13 protein-coding genes are annotated in these 14,083 nt (G+C 71.8%); 7 read left to right on the top strand and 6 right to left on the bottom strand.

From position 1 onward, the window contains the following. Positions 1 to 3: 3 nt before the first annotated feature. Positions 4 to 1,260, bottom strand: coding sequence for an IS256 family transposase (locus K8Z49_RS28230; RefSeq protein ID WP_412515659.1), 1,257 nt, complete (start codon positions 1,258 to 1,260; stop codon positions 4 to 6). Between the two features lie 220 nt (positions 1,261 to 1,480). Between K8Z49_RS28230 and K8Z49_RS28225 the strand changes: the two genes are divergently transcribed. The 7 genes from K8Z49_RS28225 (at position 1,481) to K8Z49_RS28195 (ending at position 7,085) form a co-directional block, all read left to right on the top strand. Beyond that, complete coding sequence (locus tag K8Z49_RS28225) at positions 1,481 to 2,863, top strand: MFS transporter (RefSeq protein ID WP_033332730.1); 1,383 nt, start codon at positions 1,481 to 1,483, stop codon at positions 2,861 to 2,863. Between the two features lie 8 nt (positions 2,864 to 2,871). Then, positions 2,872 to 3,222, top strand: coding sequence for a YciI family protein (locus tag K8Z49_RS28220; protein WP_021595978.1), 351 nt, complete (start codon positions 2,872 to 2,874; stop codon positions 3,220 to 3,222). After that, on the top strand, positions 3,219 to 4,436 hold the full coding sequence (locus K8Z49_RS28215) for an RNA polymerase sigma factor (RefSeq protein ID WP_412515658.1): 1,218 nt from the start codon (positions 3,219 to 3,221) through the stop codon (positions 4,434 to 4,436). The genes K8Z49_RS28220 and K8Z49_RS28215 overlap by 4 nt, the downstream gene beginning before the upstream one ends. A gap of 690 nt (positions 4,437 to 5,126) precedes the next feature. Further along, positions 5,127 to 5,546 carry a hypothetical protein gene (locus K8Z49_RS28210; RefSeq protein WP_412515657.1) on the top strand — a complete coding sequence of 140 codons (420 nt, stop codon included), beginning with the start codon at positions 5,127 to 5,129 and terminating at the stop codon, positions 5,544 to 5,546. Position 5,547: 1 nt separating this feature from the next. Continuing rightward, positions 5,548 to 6,207, top strand: coding sequence for a DUF4388 domain-containing protein (locus K8Z49_RS28205; RefSeq protein WP_111830865.1), 660 nt, complete (start codon positions 5,548 to 5,550; stop codon positions 6,205 to 6,207). Between the two features lie 62 nt (positions 6,208 to 6,269). Continuing rightward, positions 6,270 to 6,674 (top strand): roadblock/LC7 domain-containing protein, encoded by a 405-nt coding sequence (locus tag K8Z49_RS28200; protein ID WP_244938523.1) that lies wholly within the window; start codon positions 6,270 to 6,272, stop codon positions 6,672 to 6,674. Positions 6,675 to 6,713: 39 nt separating this feature from the next. After that, the gene (locus K8Z49_RS28195) at positions 6,714 to 7,085 is read left to right on the top strand and encodes a hypothetical protein (protein WP_021595972.1); all 372 of its coding nucleotides are present in this window, start codon (positions 6,714 to 6,716) and stop codon (positions 7,083 to 7,085) included. A 37-nt stretch (positions 7,086 to 7,122) separates the two neighbouring features. Here the strand turns inward: K8Z49_RS28195 and clpB are convergent, their stop codons facing one another. From clpB to dnaK, 5 genes are all read right to left on the bottom strand, one after another. Next, entirely contained in the window at positions 7,123 to 9,714 is a 2,592-nt protein-coding gene (clpB, locus tag K8Z49_RS28190; RefSeq protein WP_021595971.1) for an ATP-dependent chaperone ClpB, read from the bottom strand. Positions 9,715 to 9,734: 20 nt separating this feature from the next. After that, positions 9,735 to 10,187, bottom strand: a complete 453-nt coding sequence (locus K8Z49_RS28185) for a heat shock protein transcriptional repressor HspR (protein WP_021595970.1) — start codon at positions 10,185 to 10,187, stop codon at positions 9,735 to 9,737. A 30-nt stretch (positions 10,188 to 10,217) separates the two neighbouring features. Next, positions 10,218 to 11,390 carry a molecular chaperone DnaJ gene (gene dnaJ / locus K8Z49_RS28180; protein WP_412515656.1) on the bottom strand — a complete coding sequence of 391 codons (1,173 nt, stop codon included), beginning with the start codon at positions 11,388 to 11,390 and terminating at the stop codon, positions 10,218 to 10,220. Between the two features lie 87 nt (positions 11,391 to 11,477). After that, positions 11,478 to 12,131 (bottom strand): nucleotide exchange factor GrpE, encoded by a 654-nt coding sequence (gene grpE / locus K8Z49_RS28175; protein ID WP_052357718.1) that lies wholly within the window; start codon positions 12,129 to 12,131, stop codon positions 11,478 to 11,480. Then, complete coding sequence (dnaK, locus tag K8Z49_RS28170) at positions 12,125 to 13,990, bottom strand: molecular chaperone DnaK (RefSeq protein ID WP_021595967.1); 1,866 nt, start codon at positions 13,988 to 13,990, stop codon at positions 12,125 to 12,127. The genes grpE and dnaK overlap by 7 nt, the downstream gene beginning before the upstream one ends. Between the last annotated feature and the right edge of the window lie 93 nt (positions 13,991 to 14,083).

Genomic DNA, 14,083 nt, shown 5'->3' with positions numbered 1-14,083 from the left:
CTGTCAGTTCAGGGTGATGCGGTCACCGTAATGCAGGGCCAGCGCGTTGAGCGCGGTCTTCCATCCTCGGGTTTTGCCGGTCACGTTGGTCCGTCCTTTCAGAGGGCTGCGGATGACCAGGTAGAGCACCTTGAGCGCGGCCTGTTCGGTGGGGAAATGCCCGCGGCGGCGGGTGGCCTGGCGGAACCGGGCGTTCAGGCTCTCGATCGCGTTGGTGGTGTAGATGACCTTGCGGATCTCGGCTGGGAACGCCAGGAACGGGGTGAAGGTCGGCCAGGCGTCCTGCCAGAGCCGGATGATCGCCGGGTAACGCTCGCCCCATTCGGCCTCGAAGTCGGCGAACCGCTGCTGGGCGGCGTCCTCGCTCGGGGCGGTGTAGATCTCGCGCAGATCTTTGGTGAGCCGGCTCCAGTGCGCCTTGGAGGCATACCGCAGCGAGGAGCGGACCAGGTGCACGATGCACTGCTGGACGGTGGCCTGCGGCCAGATCTCCTCGATGGCCTCCGGCAGCCCTTTCAAGCCGTCGCAGCAGGCAATGCACACGTCGGCGACGCCCCGGTTGCGCAATTCGGTGAGCACGGTCATCCAGTGTTTGGCGCCCTCGCCGCCGGCCCCGACCCACATGCCCAGCACGTCGCGCTCGCCGGCGCAGTCGATGCCGACCGCCACATACACCGGACGGTTGGCCACGTTGCCCTCACGGATCTTCACATACAGCGCGTCGATCAGCACCACCGGATACACCGCATCCAGCGGTCGGGCCCGCCAGGCCTCCATCTCCTCCAGCACCTTGTCGGTCACCCGGGAGATCAGATCCCGCGACACCTCGACCTGGTAGATCTCGGCCAGGTGCGCACGGATCTCACCAGTGGTCAGACCCTTGGCATACAGCGAGACGATCGCCTCATCGAACCCCTCCACCCGGCGGGCATGCTTGGGCACGATCTGCGGCTCGAACTCACCCGCGCGGTCCCGCGGGACCTGGATCCGCACCGGTCCGACCTCGGTCGACACCGTCTTGGACGAGCTGCCGTTGCGGTGATTACCGGTCGGCTCGGCCGGGCGTTCGCCCCGGTCATAGCCCAGACGATCGGACATCTCGGCCTCAAGAGCAGCCTGCAGCACGGTCCTGGTCACACCGGCCAAAAGCCCGTCCGGCCCGACCAGCGACACCCCCTCCGCCCGCGCCCGCTCCACCAGCTCGGCAGCGAGCCGGACGTCCAGCCCGCTCGACTGCTCATCCTTGTCCTCGTCGGTCACAGATGATCCTTCCCAGCCGGGGCATCAGCCCCAGCCTTCCGGATCACCACCTCACCCACACGATCTTCCGGACAGTCCCGCCCCCGACCTCCTGACCAAGGACATCCGCACCTTCTTCCACCCCCTCCGCGGCGGGTGAGTTTCTCGGGGGTGGGTGTCGAAAACGGGGTCGGTCGATTGTCGGGAGGGGGAGAGCTGACTCCGGCGGAAGGGGAGAGACATGGGGGCGCGGCTTTGGGGAGTGTTGGGGCTGCTGTGTGCGGCGAACTTCATGGTGATCCTCGATTCGCAGATCGTGCTGCTGGCGTTGCCGTCAGTGGAGCGCGATCTGGGGTTCGCGGGAGGTGGGGCGCAGTGGGTGCTGAGTGCCTACCTGCTCGGGTTCGGCGGGCTCCTGCTGCTCGGCGGGCGCACGGCCGATCTCGCGGGCAGGCGGCGGACGTTCCTTGGCGGGACGGCCCTGTTCCTCGTGGCGTCGCTGTTGTGCGGGTCCGCGTGGACGGGCGGGGTGCTGATCGGTGCGCGGGTTCTGCAGGGGATTTCGGCGGCGCTGATGGCGCCGAGCGCGCTGTCGATCGTGACCGCGACGTTCGCGGAGGGGCCGGAGCGGAACCGGGCGATCGCGGTGTGGGGCAGCGTCGGCGGCTTCGGCGCGACGGCGGCGCTGCTGGTCGGCGGGCCGTTGACGGGCGTGCTGGGCTGGCGGTCGATCTTCTTCCTGAACGTCCCGGTCGCGGTGCTGCTGCTCGGTCTGGGCCCGGTGCTGCTGGCCGAGAGCCGGGGCGGGGGACGTGCCTATGACCCGGTGGGGGCCCTGACGGTGACGCTCGCGGTGTCGGCGGCGGTGTACGGGGTCGTCCGGGTTCCCGAGGTCGGCTGGACGAGCGGCTGGACGGCCGCCGCGTTCGCGGTGGCGGTCGTCGCCGGGGCGCTGTTCGTGCGGGTGGAGGCGCGGTCGGCGGCACCGCTCGTCCCGCTGCGGACGTTCCGGTCGCGCCGGCTGGTCGGCGGGAACACCGTGACCCTGGTGGCTGCGATGGCGGTGTTCGGGACGTCGTTCGCCCTGTCGCGGTTCGCGCAGGGCGTCCTCGCGTACTCGCCGCTGGAGTTCGGGTTCGCGACGGCGGTGTTGCCGGTGATGGCGGTCGCCGGGTCGTACACGGCGCAGGCGGCGCTGCGGCGCGTCGCCGTCCGGCCGGTGGCGATGGCGGGGCTCGCGGTCATGGCGGCGGGCTGCCTGCTGCTGGGCCGCGTGACGGAGACCAGCGGGTACGCGGCGGGACTGCTGCCGGGCCTTGCCCTGCTCGGGTTCGGGCTGGGGGCGTGCGGGGTGGCCGGGGCGGTCGCCGCGCTCGCCGGGGCCGCCGCCGGGGACGCGGGCCTGGCGTCCGGGATCAACACGGCCGCGTTCCAGCTCGGCGGCGCGTTCGGGGTGGCGGTCTCGTCCACCGCCGTCCTGTCCTGGCCGGGCCCCGCCGCCGGGTTCCGCGCGGCGTTCGACGCGTCGGCCGGGATCGCCCTGGCCGGCGTGCTCGTCGTGGGCGTCCTGCTCACGGCACCGGTCCGACGAGTTTCGCGGCCGGAGAAGGTCAGAGTCCGATAGGAGGAACCATGCAGTACATGATGCTCATCTGCGGCGTGCCGGGGCGCGAGATGTCCCCGGACGAACAGGCGGCGATGATGGCCGACACGGTCGCGTGGGTCAAGGAGATGGACGACCGCGGCGTCCGCCGGTTCGGGGACCGGCTGCGGCACGCCGACGCCGCCACGACGGTCCGGGTGCGGGACGGCGAGACCCTGATCTCCGACGGCCCGTTCGCCGAGACCAAGGAGCAGATCCTCGGCTTCGACCTCCTCGACTGCGCCGACCTGGAGGAGGCGCTGGAGATCGCGTCCAGGCACCCGTCGGCGCGGTACGGGTCGATCGAGCTGCGGCCGTTCTGGCCGCTCGGGGAGGGATGACGGGCGGCGTCGAGCGGGCGGTCGCGGCGGCCTTCCACGACGAGTGGGGACGGGTCGTCGCGACCCTCATCCGCATGACGGGCGACTGGGACCTCGCCGAGGAGTGCGCCCAGGAGGCGTTCGCCCGAGCCCTCGAACGGTGGCCGGACGACGGCGTGCCGCGCCGGCCGGGCGCCTGGCTGACCACGACGGCCCGCAACCACGCGCTGAACCGGATCCGGCGCGGCGCGACCGAGACCGCCAAGCTGAAGGAGCTGGGCACGATGACCGGGCCGCAGGAACCGCCCGACACCGGCGGCGTCCCCGACGACCGGCTCCGGCTGATCTTCACCTGCTGCCATCCGGCGCTGCCGATCGAGGCGCGCGTGGCGCTGACGCTGCGCACGCTCCTCGGCCTGACGACCGGCGAGATCGCGCGGGCGTTCCTGGTCGCGGAGCCGGCGATGGGGCAGCGGATCGTCCGGGCCAAACGCAAGATCCGGGACGCGGGCATCCCCTACCGGGTCCCTCCCGCGCACCTGCTGCCGGAGCGCACCGCGTCCGTCCTCGGCGTGGTGTACCTGCTGTTCAACGAGGGGTACGCGGCGACCGAGGGCGACGACCCCGTGCGGGTCGACCTGTGCGCCGAGGCGATCCGGCTCGCCCGCGTCCTGCACGGCCTGATGCCCGCCGACCCGGAGGTCACCGGCCTCCTCGCGCTCCTGCTGCTCCAGCACTCCCGGCGCGCCGCCCGGCAGGACGCGGCGGGCGACCTGATCGCCCTGGAGGACCAGGACCGCGACCGCTGGGACCGCGCCGCGATCGCCGAAGGGACCGCGCTCCTGGACGAGGCCCTGCACCAGGGCGCCCCCGGCCCCTACCAGGTGCAGGCGGCCATAGCGGCCTGCCACGCCACCGTCCGCACCGCCGAGGACACCGACTGGCCGCAGATCGCCGCCCTGTACGGGCGCCTTGAGACCATGAACCCGGGCCCGGTCGTCCGGCTGAACCGGGCGGTCGCGGTGGCCATGGCCGACGGCCCGCAGGCGGGCCTCTCTCTCGTCGACCGGATCGAGGGTCTCGACGGCTACCACCTGCTCCACGCCACCCGCGCCGACCTGCTCCGCCGCCTGGGCCGCAGGGACGAGGCGGCGGAGGCCTACCGCGAGGCCCTCGCCCTGGCCCGCGCGACCCCCGACCGCCGCTACCTCGCCCACCGCCTGAACACCCTCTGACCACTCGCCCCTGCCGCCTGATCCCTCGGCTCCGGTGTCTGTTGCCTCGGCTCCGGTGTCTGTTGCCTCGGCTCCGGTGTCTGTTGCCTCGGGCCCGGTGTCTGTTGCCTCGGGCCCGGCGTCTGATTCCTCGGGCCCGCCGCCCGTGCGGGTCGCCGATGGCTTGGAGCTCTGCAAGCCGATGGTCGCGAGTTCGGCCGCCGGAGTAGTGATGGGTACGGCGCCGCGGGGAGGCTGGGCGTCCGCGGCGCCGTACGTTTCGGGGCGACTCGGGCTTCGGTCGCATTACCTGCTGGGTTGGCAGGTGGCGAGGGGGCCGAGGTCGGTGATGGCGATGGTGATGCGTTGGCCCGTCCCGTGGACGGTGAACGCCTCGGTGACGGTGAGGCCGCCGTCGCGCACGGCCTTGGTGTCGGGCTGGGCCGTATGTGGTCACCTCTCCTTCGCGGGGCCCCGGTCGGCGCGCCGGGTCGGCGGGACCCGTCTGGGAGAGGTACGCAATCGGGGGCGAATCCGATCAAACGTCGCGGCTTCAGGGCTTTTGGGGGTGTGTCGGAGAGGGGTGGGTGGCGGGCCGATTTTGCGGGTAAGGCGGGCATATCCGCGCTGACCGGTTCGCATACTAGGTGGTACTTATATCCCGGTCGCTCGCTTTACCGAGTTTGTGGTGCGAGCGGGGAAATTCTGGCTATGGTCGAGTTCCTGCAACTCTCATTCGGTGGGGGAATAGGCTTGCGCATTGACGACTGCCTTGCGCGGATGATGGCCATACCGGGGGCGCAGCGGGTGACCCTGGTCGACTGCGCCAGCGGGCTGGCCGTGGCCGCGGTCGGCCGGGAGGACCTCGTCGACCAGCACGAGGACGCGGCGGGGACGACCGACGTGGTGCGCGCCGTGCTGACGGCGCCGGCGCTGAGCGCGACCGCCGCGGGGGACGACGTCGAGGAGATCATCGTTTGCGGCACGCACGGATATCACCTGCTGGCCCTCACCGACGCCGATCTCGACGGCCACCTGTTCGTCCATTTGCTGCTCGACCGGCAGAACGGAAACCTCGCGCTCGCCCGGATCCGGATGCGCTCTCTCGTCGGCGAAATGACGGGCGGCTGAGATGGTGCGGAACACCATTTCGGACGTCCTCGGCTCGCTCGAACGGGAAAGGCGCACCGGCCTGCTCCGCGTGGGCGGCGACGGCACGGTCCATGTCGACCGCGGAGCCGTCGTCCATGCCGAGAGCCCGCACGCGCCGGGGCCCCGGCCGGGTGGAGCCGACCCTGAACTGCCGGCGCTGCTCGCGCTGTTCGACGCCGCCTACTTCCTCCTCGGCTCCACGGCCGAGCCGGTGTTCACCGAGGGGGCGCCGCGCGGGCGTCCCTTCCGGGTCACCGTGGCGACGCTCGTGCACGAGCGGCGCCGGCGCCGCACCCTCCTCGACGCCGCCTGGCCGGACGCCGGCGTGGACGCCGCTCCCGTCGTGCCGGTCCGCCGCGTCCGGCGGCAGCGCGTCATCCTCACCGGCGTCCAGGCGGAGATCCTGCTCAACGCCGACGGCCGGCGCACCCCCGGCCGGCTGGCCCGCGACCTCGGCCGGACGGCGTTCGGCTGCCTGCTCGCGGTCCGCGGCCTCGCCGCCGCGTCCCTGATCCGGACGGACCCGCCCGCCGTCCCCGGCCCCCCGCCACCGCCCCGGGCCGAGATCCCGGCCGAATGGGCACCGGCCGACCACGACCTGCTCGGACGGCTCCGGGCGGCGCTGGTGGAGCTCGGCTGACCGTGCGACGGGCCGAGTGGGCCGGCCGACCGGTGAGACGTTCGATCGAAAGGCTGACGAAGGTGGCGAGACGAGCGGCGGTACCGCGCCCCGCGACGGAGGTGGCGGCGGAGCTGCGCACGCTGCGGGCACGTGTCCCGCAGCTCACCGGCAGCCTGGTCGCGTCGGCGGACGGGCTGCTCGTCGCACAGGACCTGCCCGAGTCCGTCGAGCCGTCCGGGATGGCGGCCGTGACGGCGACCGGCCTGTCCCTCGCGCACCGGATCGCGCAGACCGCGCACGGCGGCGCCTTCCACGAGGTGGTGATCCGCGGCGTGGACGGCTACGTCGTCATCTACGCGGCCGGTCCGACCGCGTCGCTCACGGTTCTCGCGGGCCCGTCCGTCAACGTGGGCCGGCTCCACCTGGAGTCGCGCCCCGCGGCCCGTGCCATCGCCGCGCACCTCACCGGCACGCGCCGCCTGTAACCGCAATCACGCGTCACCGAAATCGAAAGGGGAACACGCATGTCCAACCTGGACCTCGCCCTGAAGGACATGATGGCGATCGACGGCGCCGTGGGGGTCGCCGTCGTCGACTACAACAGCGGCATGGCCCTCGGGCAGCTCGGCGGCTCCAAGGCCCTCGACCTGCAGATCGCCGCCGCCGGCAACACCGAGGTGGTGCGCGCCAAGCTCCGCACGATGGAGCAGCTCGGCATCAAGGAGGAGATCGAGGACGTCCTCATCAGCATCTCCACGCAGTACCACGTCATCCGCCCGGTGACCGGCCGCAAGGGCAAGGGCCTCTTCCTCTACGCCGCGCTCGATCGCGGCCGGGCCAACCTCGCCCTCGCCCGCCACCGCCTCCGCGAGATCGAGGAGAACCTGGAGGTGTGACGCGCGTGCCCCAGGGGGCGACCCCTGGGGCACCGGGTCAGACCGTCAGCCCCTTGGCCGCGTGGACGGTCAGGGCGTCGGCGGCCTCGTCCAGGTCGACGATCACCTCGTCGCCGTCGCGGATCCCGCCGGACAGGAGCTCGCGGGCGAGCTGGTCCCCGATCGCGGTCTGGACGAGGCGCCGCAGGGGACGCGCCCCGTACAGCGGGTCGTAGCCGGTCATGGCCAGCCACTCGCGGGCCGCGGGCGTCACCTGGAGGGTGAGCCGCCGGTCCGCGAGGCGTGCGGCCAGCGTGTCGACCTGAAGGTCGACGATGCGGGTCAGCTCGTCCGTGGAGAGCGCGTCGAAGAGGATCACGTCGTCGAGGCGGTTGAGGAACTCCGGCTTGAACGAGTTCCGGACGGCGTTCCAGACCGCCTCGCGCTTCGCCCCGTTCTCCAGCGTCGGGTCGACGAGGAACTGCGACCCGATGTTGGACGTGAGGATCAGGATCGTGTTGCGGAAGTCGACCGTGCGGCCCTGCCCGTCGGTCAGGCGGCCGTCGTCCAGGACCTGCAGGAGGATGTCGAACACCTCGGGGTGCGCCTTCTCCACCTCGTCCAGCAGCACCGCCGAGTACGGGCGGCGCCGGACGGCCTCGGTGAGCTGCCCGCCCTCCTCGTAGCCGATGTACCCGGGCGGGGCGCCGACGAGCCGGGCGACGGAGTGCTTCTCGGAGTACTCGCTCATGTCGATGCGGGTCATCGCCCGCTCGTCGTCGAACAGGAACTCCGCGAGCGCCTTCGCCAGCTCGGTCTTGCCGACGCCGGTCGGGCCGAGGAACAGGAAGGAGCCGGTCGGGCGGTCCGGGTCGGAGATGCCCGCGCGGGCGCGGCGCACCGCGTCCGACACGGTGCGGACGGCGGTCTCCTGGCCGATGAGCCGCCGGCCCAGCTCGTCCTCCATGCGGAGCAGCTTGGCCGTCTCGCCTTCGAGGAGCCGTCCCGCCGGGATGCCCGTCCAGGACGCGACCACGTCGGCGACGTCGTCCGGGCCGACCTCCTCCTTGACCATCGCGTCGCGGTTCTCGGCGTCCTCCGACGCCTCCTCCAGCTGCTTCTCCAGCGCGGGGATCTCGCCGTAGGTGAGCCGCGCGGACGTCTCCAGGTCGCCGTCGCGCTGGGCGCGCTCGGCCTCGCCGCGGAGCTGGTCGATCCGCTCCTTGATCCCGCCGACGCGGTTCAGGCTCGCCTTCTCCTTGTCCCAGCGGGCGACGAGGCCGGTGAGCTGCTCCTGCTTGTCGGCCAGGTCCTTGCGGAGCCGGTCGAGGCGCTGCCGGGACGCCTCGTCGGTCTCCTTCGCGAGGTTCAGCTCCTCCATCTTCAGCCGGTCCACGGCGCGCTGCAGCTCGTCGATCTCCACCGGGCGGGAGTCGATCTCCATGCGCAGCCGGGACGCGGCCTCGTCCACCAGGTCGATGGCCTTGTCCGGAAGGAACCGGGACGTGATGTAGCGGTCGGACAGCGTCGCCGCCGCGACCAGCGCCGAGTCGTTGATCTGCACCTTGTGGTGCGCCTCGTAGCGGCCCTTCAGCCCGCGCAGGATCGCGATCGAGTCCTCCACCGAGGGCTCGCCGACGAAGACCTGCTGGAAGCGGCGCTCCAGGGCCGGGTCCTTCTCGATGCGCTCGCGGTACTCGTCCAGCGTCGTCGCGCCGATCATCCGCAGCTCGCCGCGGGCCAGCATCGGCTTCAGCATGTTGCCGGCGTCCATCGCGCCCTCGGCCGCGCCGGCCCCGACGACGGTGTGCAGCTCGTCGATGAACGTGACGATCCGCCCGTCGCTCTCCTTGATCTCGTTGAGGACGGCCTTGAGCCGCTCCTCGAACTCGCCGCGGTACTTGGCGCCCGCGACCATCGCGCTCAGGTCCAGGGAGACGAGCCGCTTGCCGCGCAGCGACTCCGGGACGTCGCCCGCGACGATCCGCTGCGCCAGCCCCTCCACCACGGCGGTCTTGCCGACGCCGGGCTCGCCGATCAGCACCGGGTTGTTCTTCGTGCGCCGCGACAGCACCTGGACGACCCGGCGGATCTCCGAGTCGCGCCCGATGACCGGGTCGAGCCGCCCGTCGCGGGCCGCCCCCGTCAGGTCGACGCCGTACTTCTCCAGCGACTGGTAGGTGCCCTCCGGGTTCTCGGTCGTGACGCGGGCGTGGCCGCGCACCTTCTCGAACGCGTCCAGCAGCGCCTGCGGCGTGGCGCCGAACTCCTTCAGCAGGCCCGCCGCCGGGCCGCCGTCCGCGGCCAGCCCGACCAGCAGGTGCTCGGTCGAGACGTACTCGTCCTCCAGCTGCTGCGCCCGGTTCGCCGCGGTGTTGATCGACCGCTGGAGCTGGCCGGACAGCCGCGGCGTCGCCACCGTCGACCCCTGCGCCTTCGGCATCGCGGCGAGCCGCTCCTCCGCCCGCCGCCGGATGACCTGCCAGTCGGCGCCGATCGCCTCCAGCAGCGGCACGGCCGTGCCGTCCGGCAGCCCGATCAGGGCCACCAGCAGGTGCTGGGGATCGACCTCGGGGTGTCCCTCGGCCGCGGCCCTGCGGACCGCGACCGACACCGCCTCCTGACTCTTCTGCGTCAGCTTGTAGTCCATGTCCCGCCCCCGTAGGAAGGTCAGTCCGAGTCGCGCTCGTGCCAGACGACGACGCTGGTGTGCCTGATCGGCACGAGGTCGCCGCCGGGTGCGCCGCCCGGTTCCCCGTGCCGCCGCTGCTGCGCCAGCCGCGCCGCGACGGAACGGGTCGATTCGAGTTCGTTGGCGAGCTCCTCCAGCGCGGCGTGCGCCCTGGCGAGCTCCTCGCGGAGCCGCGCGTTGTCGCGCTGCAGCTCCAGGATGTGCTTGATGCCGGACAGGTTGACGCCCTCCTCCTGGGAGAGCCGCTGGATCTCGCGGAGCATCACGATGTCGCGCATCGAGTAGCGGCGGCCCCGTCCCGCCGTCCGGCCGGGGCACACCAGGCCCATCCGGTCGTACGTCCGCAGGGTCTGCGGGTGCAGCCCGGACAGCTGGGCCGCCACGGAGATCACGTAGACCGGAGTGTCGTCGCCGAAGGGATCAGTGTTCATGGCTCACTCCGTTCGCCGCCGCTCATGACTTCACTCCTGTCTGGCCTGCTGGAGGAGCCCGGCGCGCAGGTCGTCGCCGTCGCCGGCGTCGCGGAGCCGGACGAGCGCCTCGCGGGACTGCTCGTCGAGCTTCTGCGGGACGTGCACGTCCACGGAGACGAGCAGGTCGCCCTTCGTGCCGTCGCGGCGGGGCGCCCCGCGGCCCTTGACACGGAACTTGCGGCCGTTCGGGGTGCCCTCCGGCAGCTTCAGCGTGACGGGCTGCCCCTGGAACGTCGGCACCCTGATCTCGGCGCCGAGGGCCGCCTCGGGGAACGTCACCGGGACGGTCAGGGTCAGGTTGTCGCCGCTGCGCCCGAACACCTTGTGCGGGTGCACCTTGATGTTCACGTACAGGTCGCCGGCCGGGCCGCCGTTCTCGCCCGGCGCGCCCTTGCCCTTCAGCCTGATCTTCTGCCCGTCCGCGACGCCCGCCGGGATGCGGGCCTGGATCGTCCGGGTGCCGGTCGCGCGGCCGCTGCCGTGGCAGATCGGGCACGGGTCGTCCACGACGAGGCCCCGGCCGCGGCACTCCTTGCACGGCTCCTGGAAGCCGAAGTTGCCGAGGTTGCGGGTCTCGTGCCCGGTGCCCTCGCAGTTCGGGCACACCCGCGGCACGGTGCCGGCCTTCGCGCCGGTGCCCCGGCAGCCGTTGCAGGCCGCCTCGCTGGTCAGCTTGATCGGGACGGTCACGCCGTTCATCGCGCGGCCGAACGACAGCGTCACCTCGGTCTCGACGTCCGCGCCGCGCCGGGCGCGCCGCGTCCCCGTCGTGCGGGTGCCGCCCCCGCCGCCGCGGCCGAACAGCCCGCCGAACAGGTCGCCGATGCGCTCGCCGGCGCCGCCGGGCTGCGTCCCGCCGCCCTGCTGGCCGAACAGGTCGCCGAGGTCGAACGGGAAGCCGCCGCCCTGCTGGCCGCGGAAGCCGCCCGGCATCGACCGCACCGCGTCGTACTCCTTGCGGCGCTTCTCGTCGGAGAGCACGTCGTAGGCCTCGGAGACCTCCTTGAAGCGGTCCTCGGCTTCGGCGTCGCCCTTGTTGGCGTCCGGGTGGTACTTGCGCGCCAGCTTCCGGTAGGACTTCTTGATCTCCTCCTGCGAGGCCGTCTTCGCGACACCGAGGACCTTGTAGTAGTCCTTCTCCAGATAGTCCTTGGTGCTCACGGCGCCCCGCCTTCTGCTATCGCCACTTGCCACATGTCTTCAAGCCCCGGGCGGGGCCCGCCCCGGACGGGACGGGCCCCGCGGGGTTCACTCGCCCGGTCCGTCGTCGCTGTCGCCCGGCTCGGCGCCGGACGCGTCCGGCGCGGCGTCCGGGTCCGGGTCGGCCACCGCCACGCGGGCGGGCCGCAGGATCCGCTCGCCGATGCGGTAGCCGGGCTGGAGGACGTCGATGACGCTCGTCTCGGTCACGTCCGCCGAGAGCGAGTGCATCAGCGCCTCGTGCACGACCGGGTCGAAGGGCTCGCCCTTCTCCCCGTACCGCTCCAGGCCGAGCTTGCCGGTGACCGCCTCCAGGCTCTCCGCGACGGACTTGAACCCGCCGGTGAGCTCCTCGTGGTCACGGGCGCGGCCGATGTCGTCCAGCACCGGGAGCAGCTCGGACAGCACCTGCCCGAGGGCCTGCTCGCGGACGGCGACCCGGTCGCGCTCGACGCGCTTGCGGTAGTTGTCGTACTCGGCCTTCAGCCGCTGGAGGTCGGCGAGCCGTTCCGTCAGCTGGGTCTTGAGCGAGGAGGTCTCCTCGTCGGTGACCGTGGCGCCCCCGTTCGCCGGGGCCTCCGGGGCCGGCGACGACTCCGCCGCCTGCGCCCGGACTTCCCCCGTTTCGGGATCGATGCGCCGCTTGTCGCGGATCACCGGGCCCTCCTTCTCCTCGCCCTCGTTGGGGGAGGACGTCACGATGCATCACCCTTCGGCTTGTCGTCGTCCACGATCTCGGCGTCGACCACTTCGTCGTCCTGCGGCTCGCCGCTCTGCGCGCCGGCCGTGGGCCCGGGGTCGTCGGCGCCCGCCTGGGCACCCTCCGGGTTCTGCGCGTACATGGCCGCGCCCATCTTCTGGCTGACCTGCGCCAGCTTCTCGGCGCTGCCCTTGATGGCGTCGACGTCGGTGCCCTCCAGGGCCTTCTTCACCTCGGCGACCGCGTCGTTGACCTCGGTCTTGAGCTCCTCGGGGACCTTCTCGTCGTTCTCCCGCAGGAACTTCTCGGTCGAGTACGCGAGGGTGTCGGCCTGGTTGCGGACCTCGGCCTCCTCCTTGCGCCTGCGGTCCTCCTCGGCGTAGTCCTCGGCGTCGCGCATCATCTTCTCGATGTCCTCCTTGGGCAGCGCGCTGCCGCCCGTGATGACCATCGACTGCTCGCGACCGGTGCCCTGGTCCTTCGCGCTGACGTTCACGATGCCGTTCGCGTCGATGTCGAAGGTGACCTCGATCTGCGGGACGCCGCGCGGCGCCGGCGGCAGACCGGTGAGCTGGAAGGTGCCGAGCTTCTTGTTGTACGCGGCGATCTCGCGCTCGCCCTGGTAGACCTGGATCTCCACGGACGGCTGGTTGTCGTCGGCGGTGGTGAACGTCTCCGACCGCTTGGTCGGGATCGTGGTGTTCCGCTCGATGATCTTGGTGAAGATGCCGCCCTTGGTCTCGATGCCGAGGCTCAGCGGGGTCACGTCCAGCAGCAGGACGTCCTTGACCTCGCCCTTCAGCACGCCGGCCTGGAGGCTGGCGCCGATCGCGACGACCTCGTCCGGGTTGACGCCCTTGTTGGGCTCCTTGCCGCCGGTCAGCTCCTTCACCAGGTCGGACACCGCGGGCATCCGGGTCGAGCCGCCGACCAGGACGACCTGGTCGATGCCGTCGACCGTGATGCCGGCGTCCTTGAGCACCGAGTGGAACGGCGCCTTGGTCCGGTCGAGCAGGTCGGAGGTCATCCGCTGGAACTCGGCCCGGGTGAGCTTCTCGTCCAGGTGCAGCGGGCCCTCGGCGGACGCGGTGATGTAGGGCAGGTTGATCTGCGTCTCGGACGAGCCGGACAGCTCGATCTTCGCCTTCTCGGCGGCCTCGCGGAGCCGCTGGAGGGCCATCTTGTCCTTGCCGAGGTCGACGCCGTTGGCGTTCTTGAACTTCTCGACCAGCCAGTCGACGACCTTGTTGTCCCAGTCGTCGCCGCCCAGGTGGTTGTCACCGCTGGTGGCCTTGACCTCGACCACGCCGTCGCCGACCTCCAGCAGGGACACGTCGAACGTGCCGCCGCCGAGGTCGAAGACCAGGATGGTGGCCTCGTTCTCCTTCTCCAGGTGGTAGGCCAGCGCCGCCGAGGTCGGCTCGTTGATGATGCGCAGGACGTTCAGGCCCGCGATCTGGCCGGCCTCCTTGGTGGCCTGCCGCTGGTGGTCGGAGAAGTAGGCGGGGACCGTGATCACCGCGTCGGTGACGGTCTCGCCGAGGTAGGACTCGGCGTCCCTCTTCAGCTTCTGCAGCACGAACGCGCTGATCTGCTGCGGGTTGAAGTCCTTGTCGTCGATCTTGGTCTTCCAGTCGGTGCCCATCTCGCGCTTGACCGACCGGATCGTCCGGTCCACGTTGGTCACCGCCTGGCGCTTGGCGACCTCGCCGACCAGGACCTCCCCGTTCTTGGCGAACGCGACGACGGACGGCGTGGTCCGCGACCCCTCCGCGTTCGCGATGACGGTGGGCTCGCCGCCCTCCAGAATCGCGACGACCGAGTTGGTCGTCCCGAGGTCGATGCCGACCGCACGTGCCATGTTTCTCGTCCTCCGTCGTTTCCGGTTGCAACCCCGTTGCCGGTGTCCTCGCAGCCCCGGTCGCCCCCGAGGCGCGGCCGGTTGAGTCTTCTG

The sequence above is a fragment of the Actinomadura madurae genome (assembly GCF_047130825.1).
GTDB classification, from domain to species: domain Bacteria; phylum Actinomycetota; class Actinomycetes; order Streptosporangiales; family Streptosporangiaceae; genus Spirillospora; species Spirillospora madurae.
Note: the sequence above shows the minus strand (reverse complement) of the source record. Positions and strands in the feature narration are given on the sequence as shown.

Coding starts and splice junctions, on each gene's coding strand:
- K8Z49_RS28225 (WP_033332730.1), top strand. CDS start 1,481: ATGGGGGCGCGGCTTTGGGGAGTGTTGGGGCTGCTGTGTGCGGCGAAC.
- K8Z49_RS28220 (WP_021595978.1), top strand. CDS start 2,872: ATGCAGTACATGATGCTCATCTGCGGCGTGCCGGGGCGCGAGATGTCC.
- K8Z49_RS28215 (WP_412515658.1), top strand. CDS start 3,219: ATGACGGGCGGCGTCGAGCGGGCGGTCGCGGCGGCCTTCCACGACGAG.
- K8Z49_RS28210 (WP_412515657.1), top strand. CDS start 5,127: ATGGTCGAGTTCCTGCAACTCTCATTCGGTGGGGGAATAGGCTTGCGC.
- K8Z49_RS28205 (WP_111830865.1), top strand. CDS start 5,548: ATGGTGCGGAACACCATTTCGGACGTCCTCGGCTCGCTCGAACGGGAA.
- K8Z49_RS28195 (WP_021595972.1), top strand. CDS start 6,714: ATGTCCAACCTGGACCTCGCCCTGAAGGACATGATGGCGATCGACGGC.
- clpB (WP_021595971.1), bottom strand. CDS start 9,714: ATGGACTACAAGCTGACGCAGAAGAGTCAGGAGGCGGTGTCGGTCGCG.
- K8Z49_RS28185 (WP_021595970.1), bottom strand. CDS start 10,187: ATGAACACTGATCCCTTCGGCGACGACACTCCGGTCTACGTGATCTCC.
- dnaK (WP_021595967.1), bottom strand. CDS start 13,990: ATGGCACGTGCGGTCGGCATCGACCTCGGGACGACCAACTCGGTCGTC.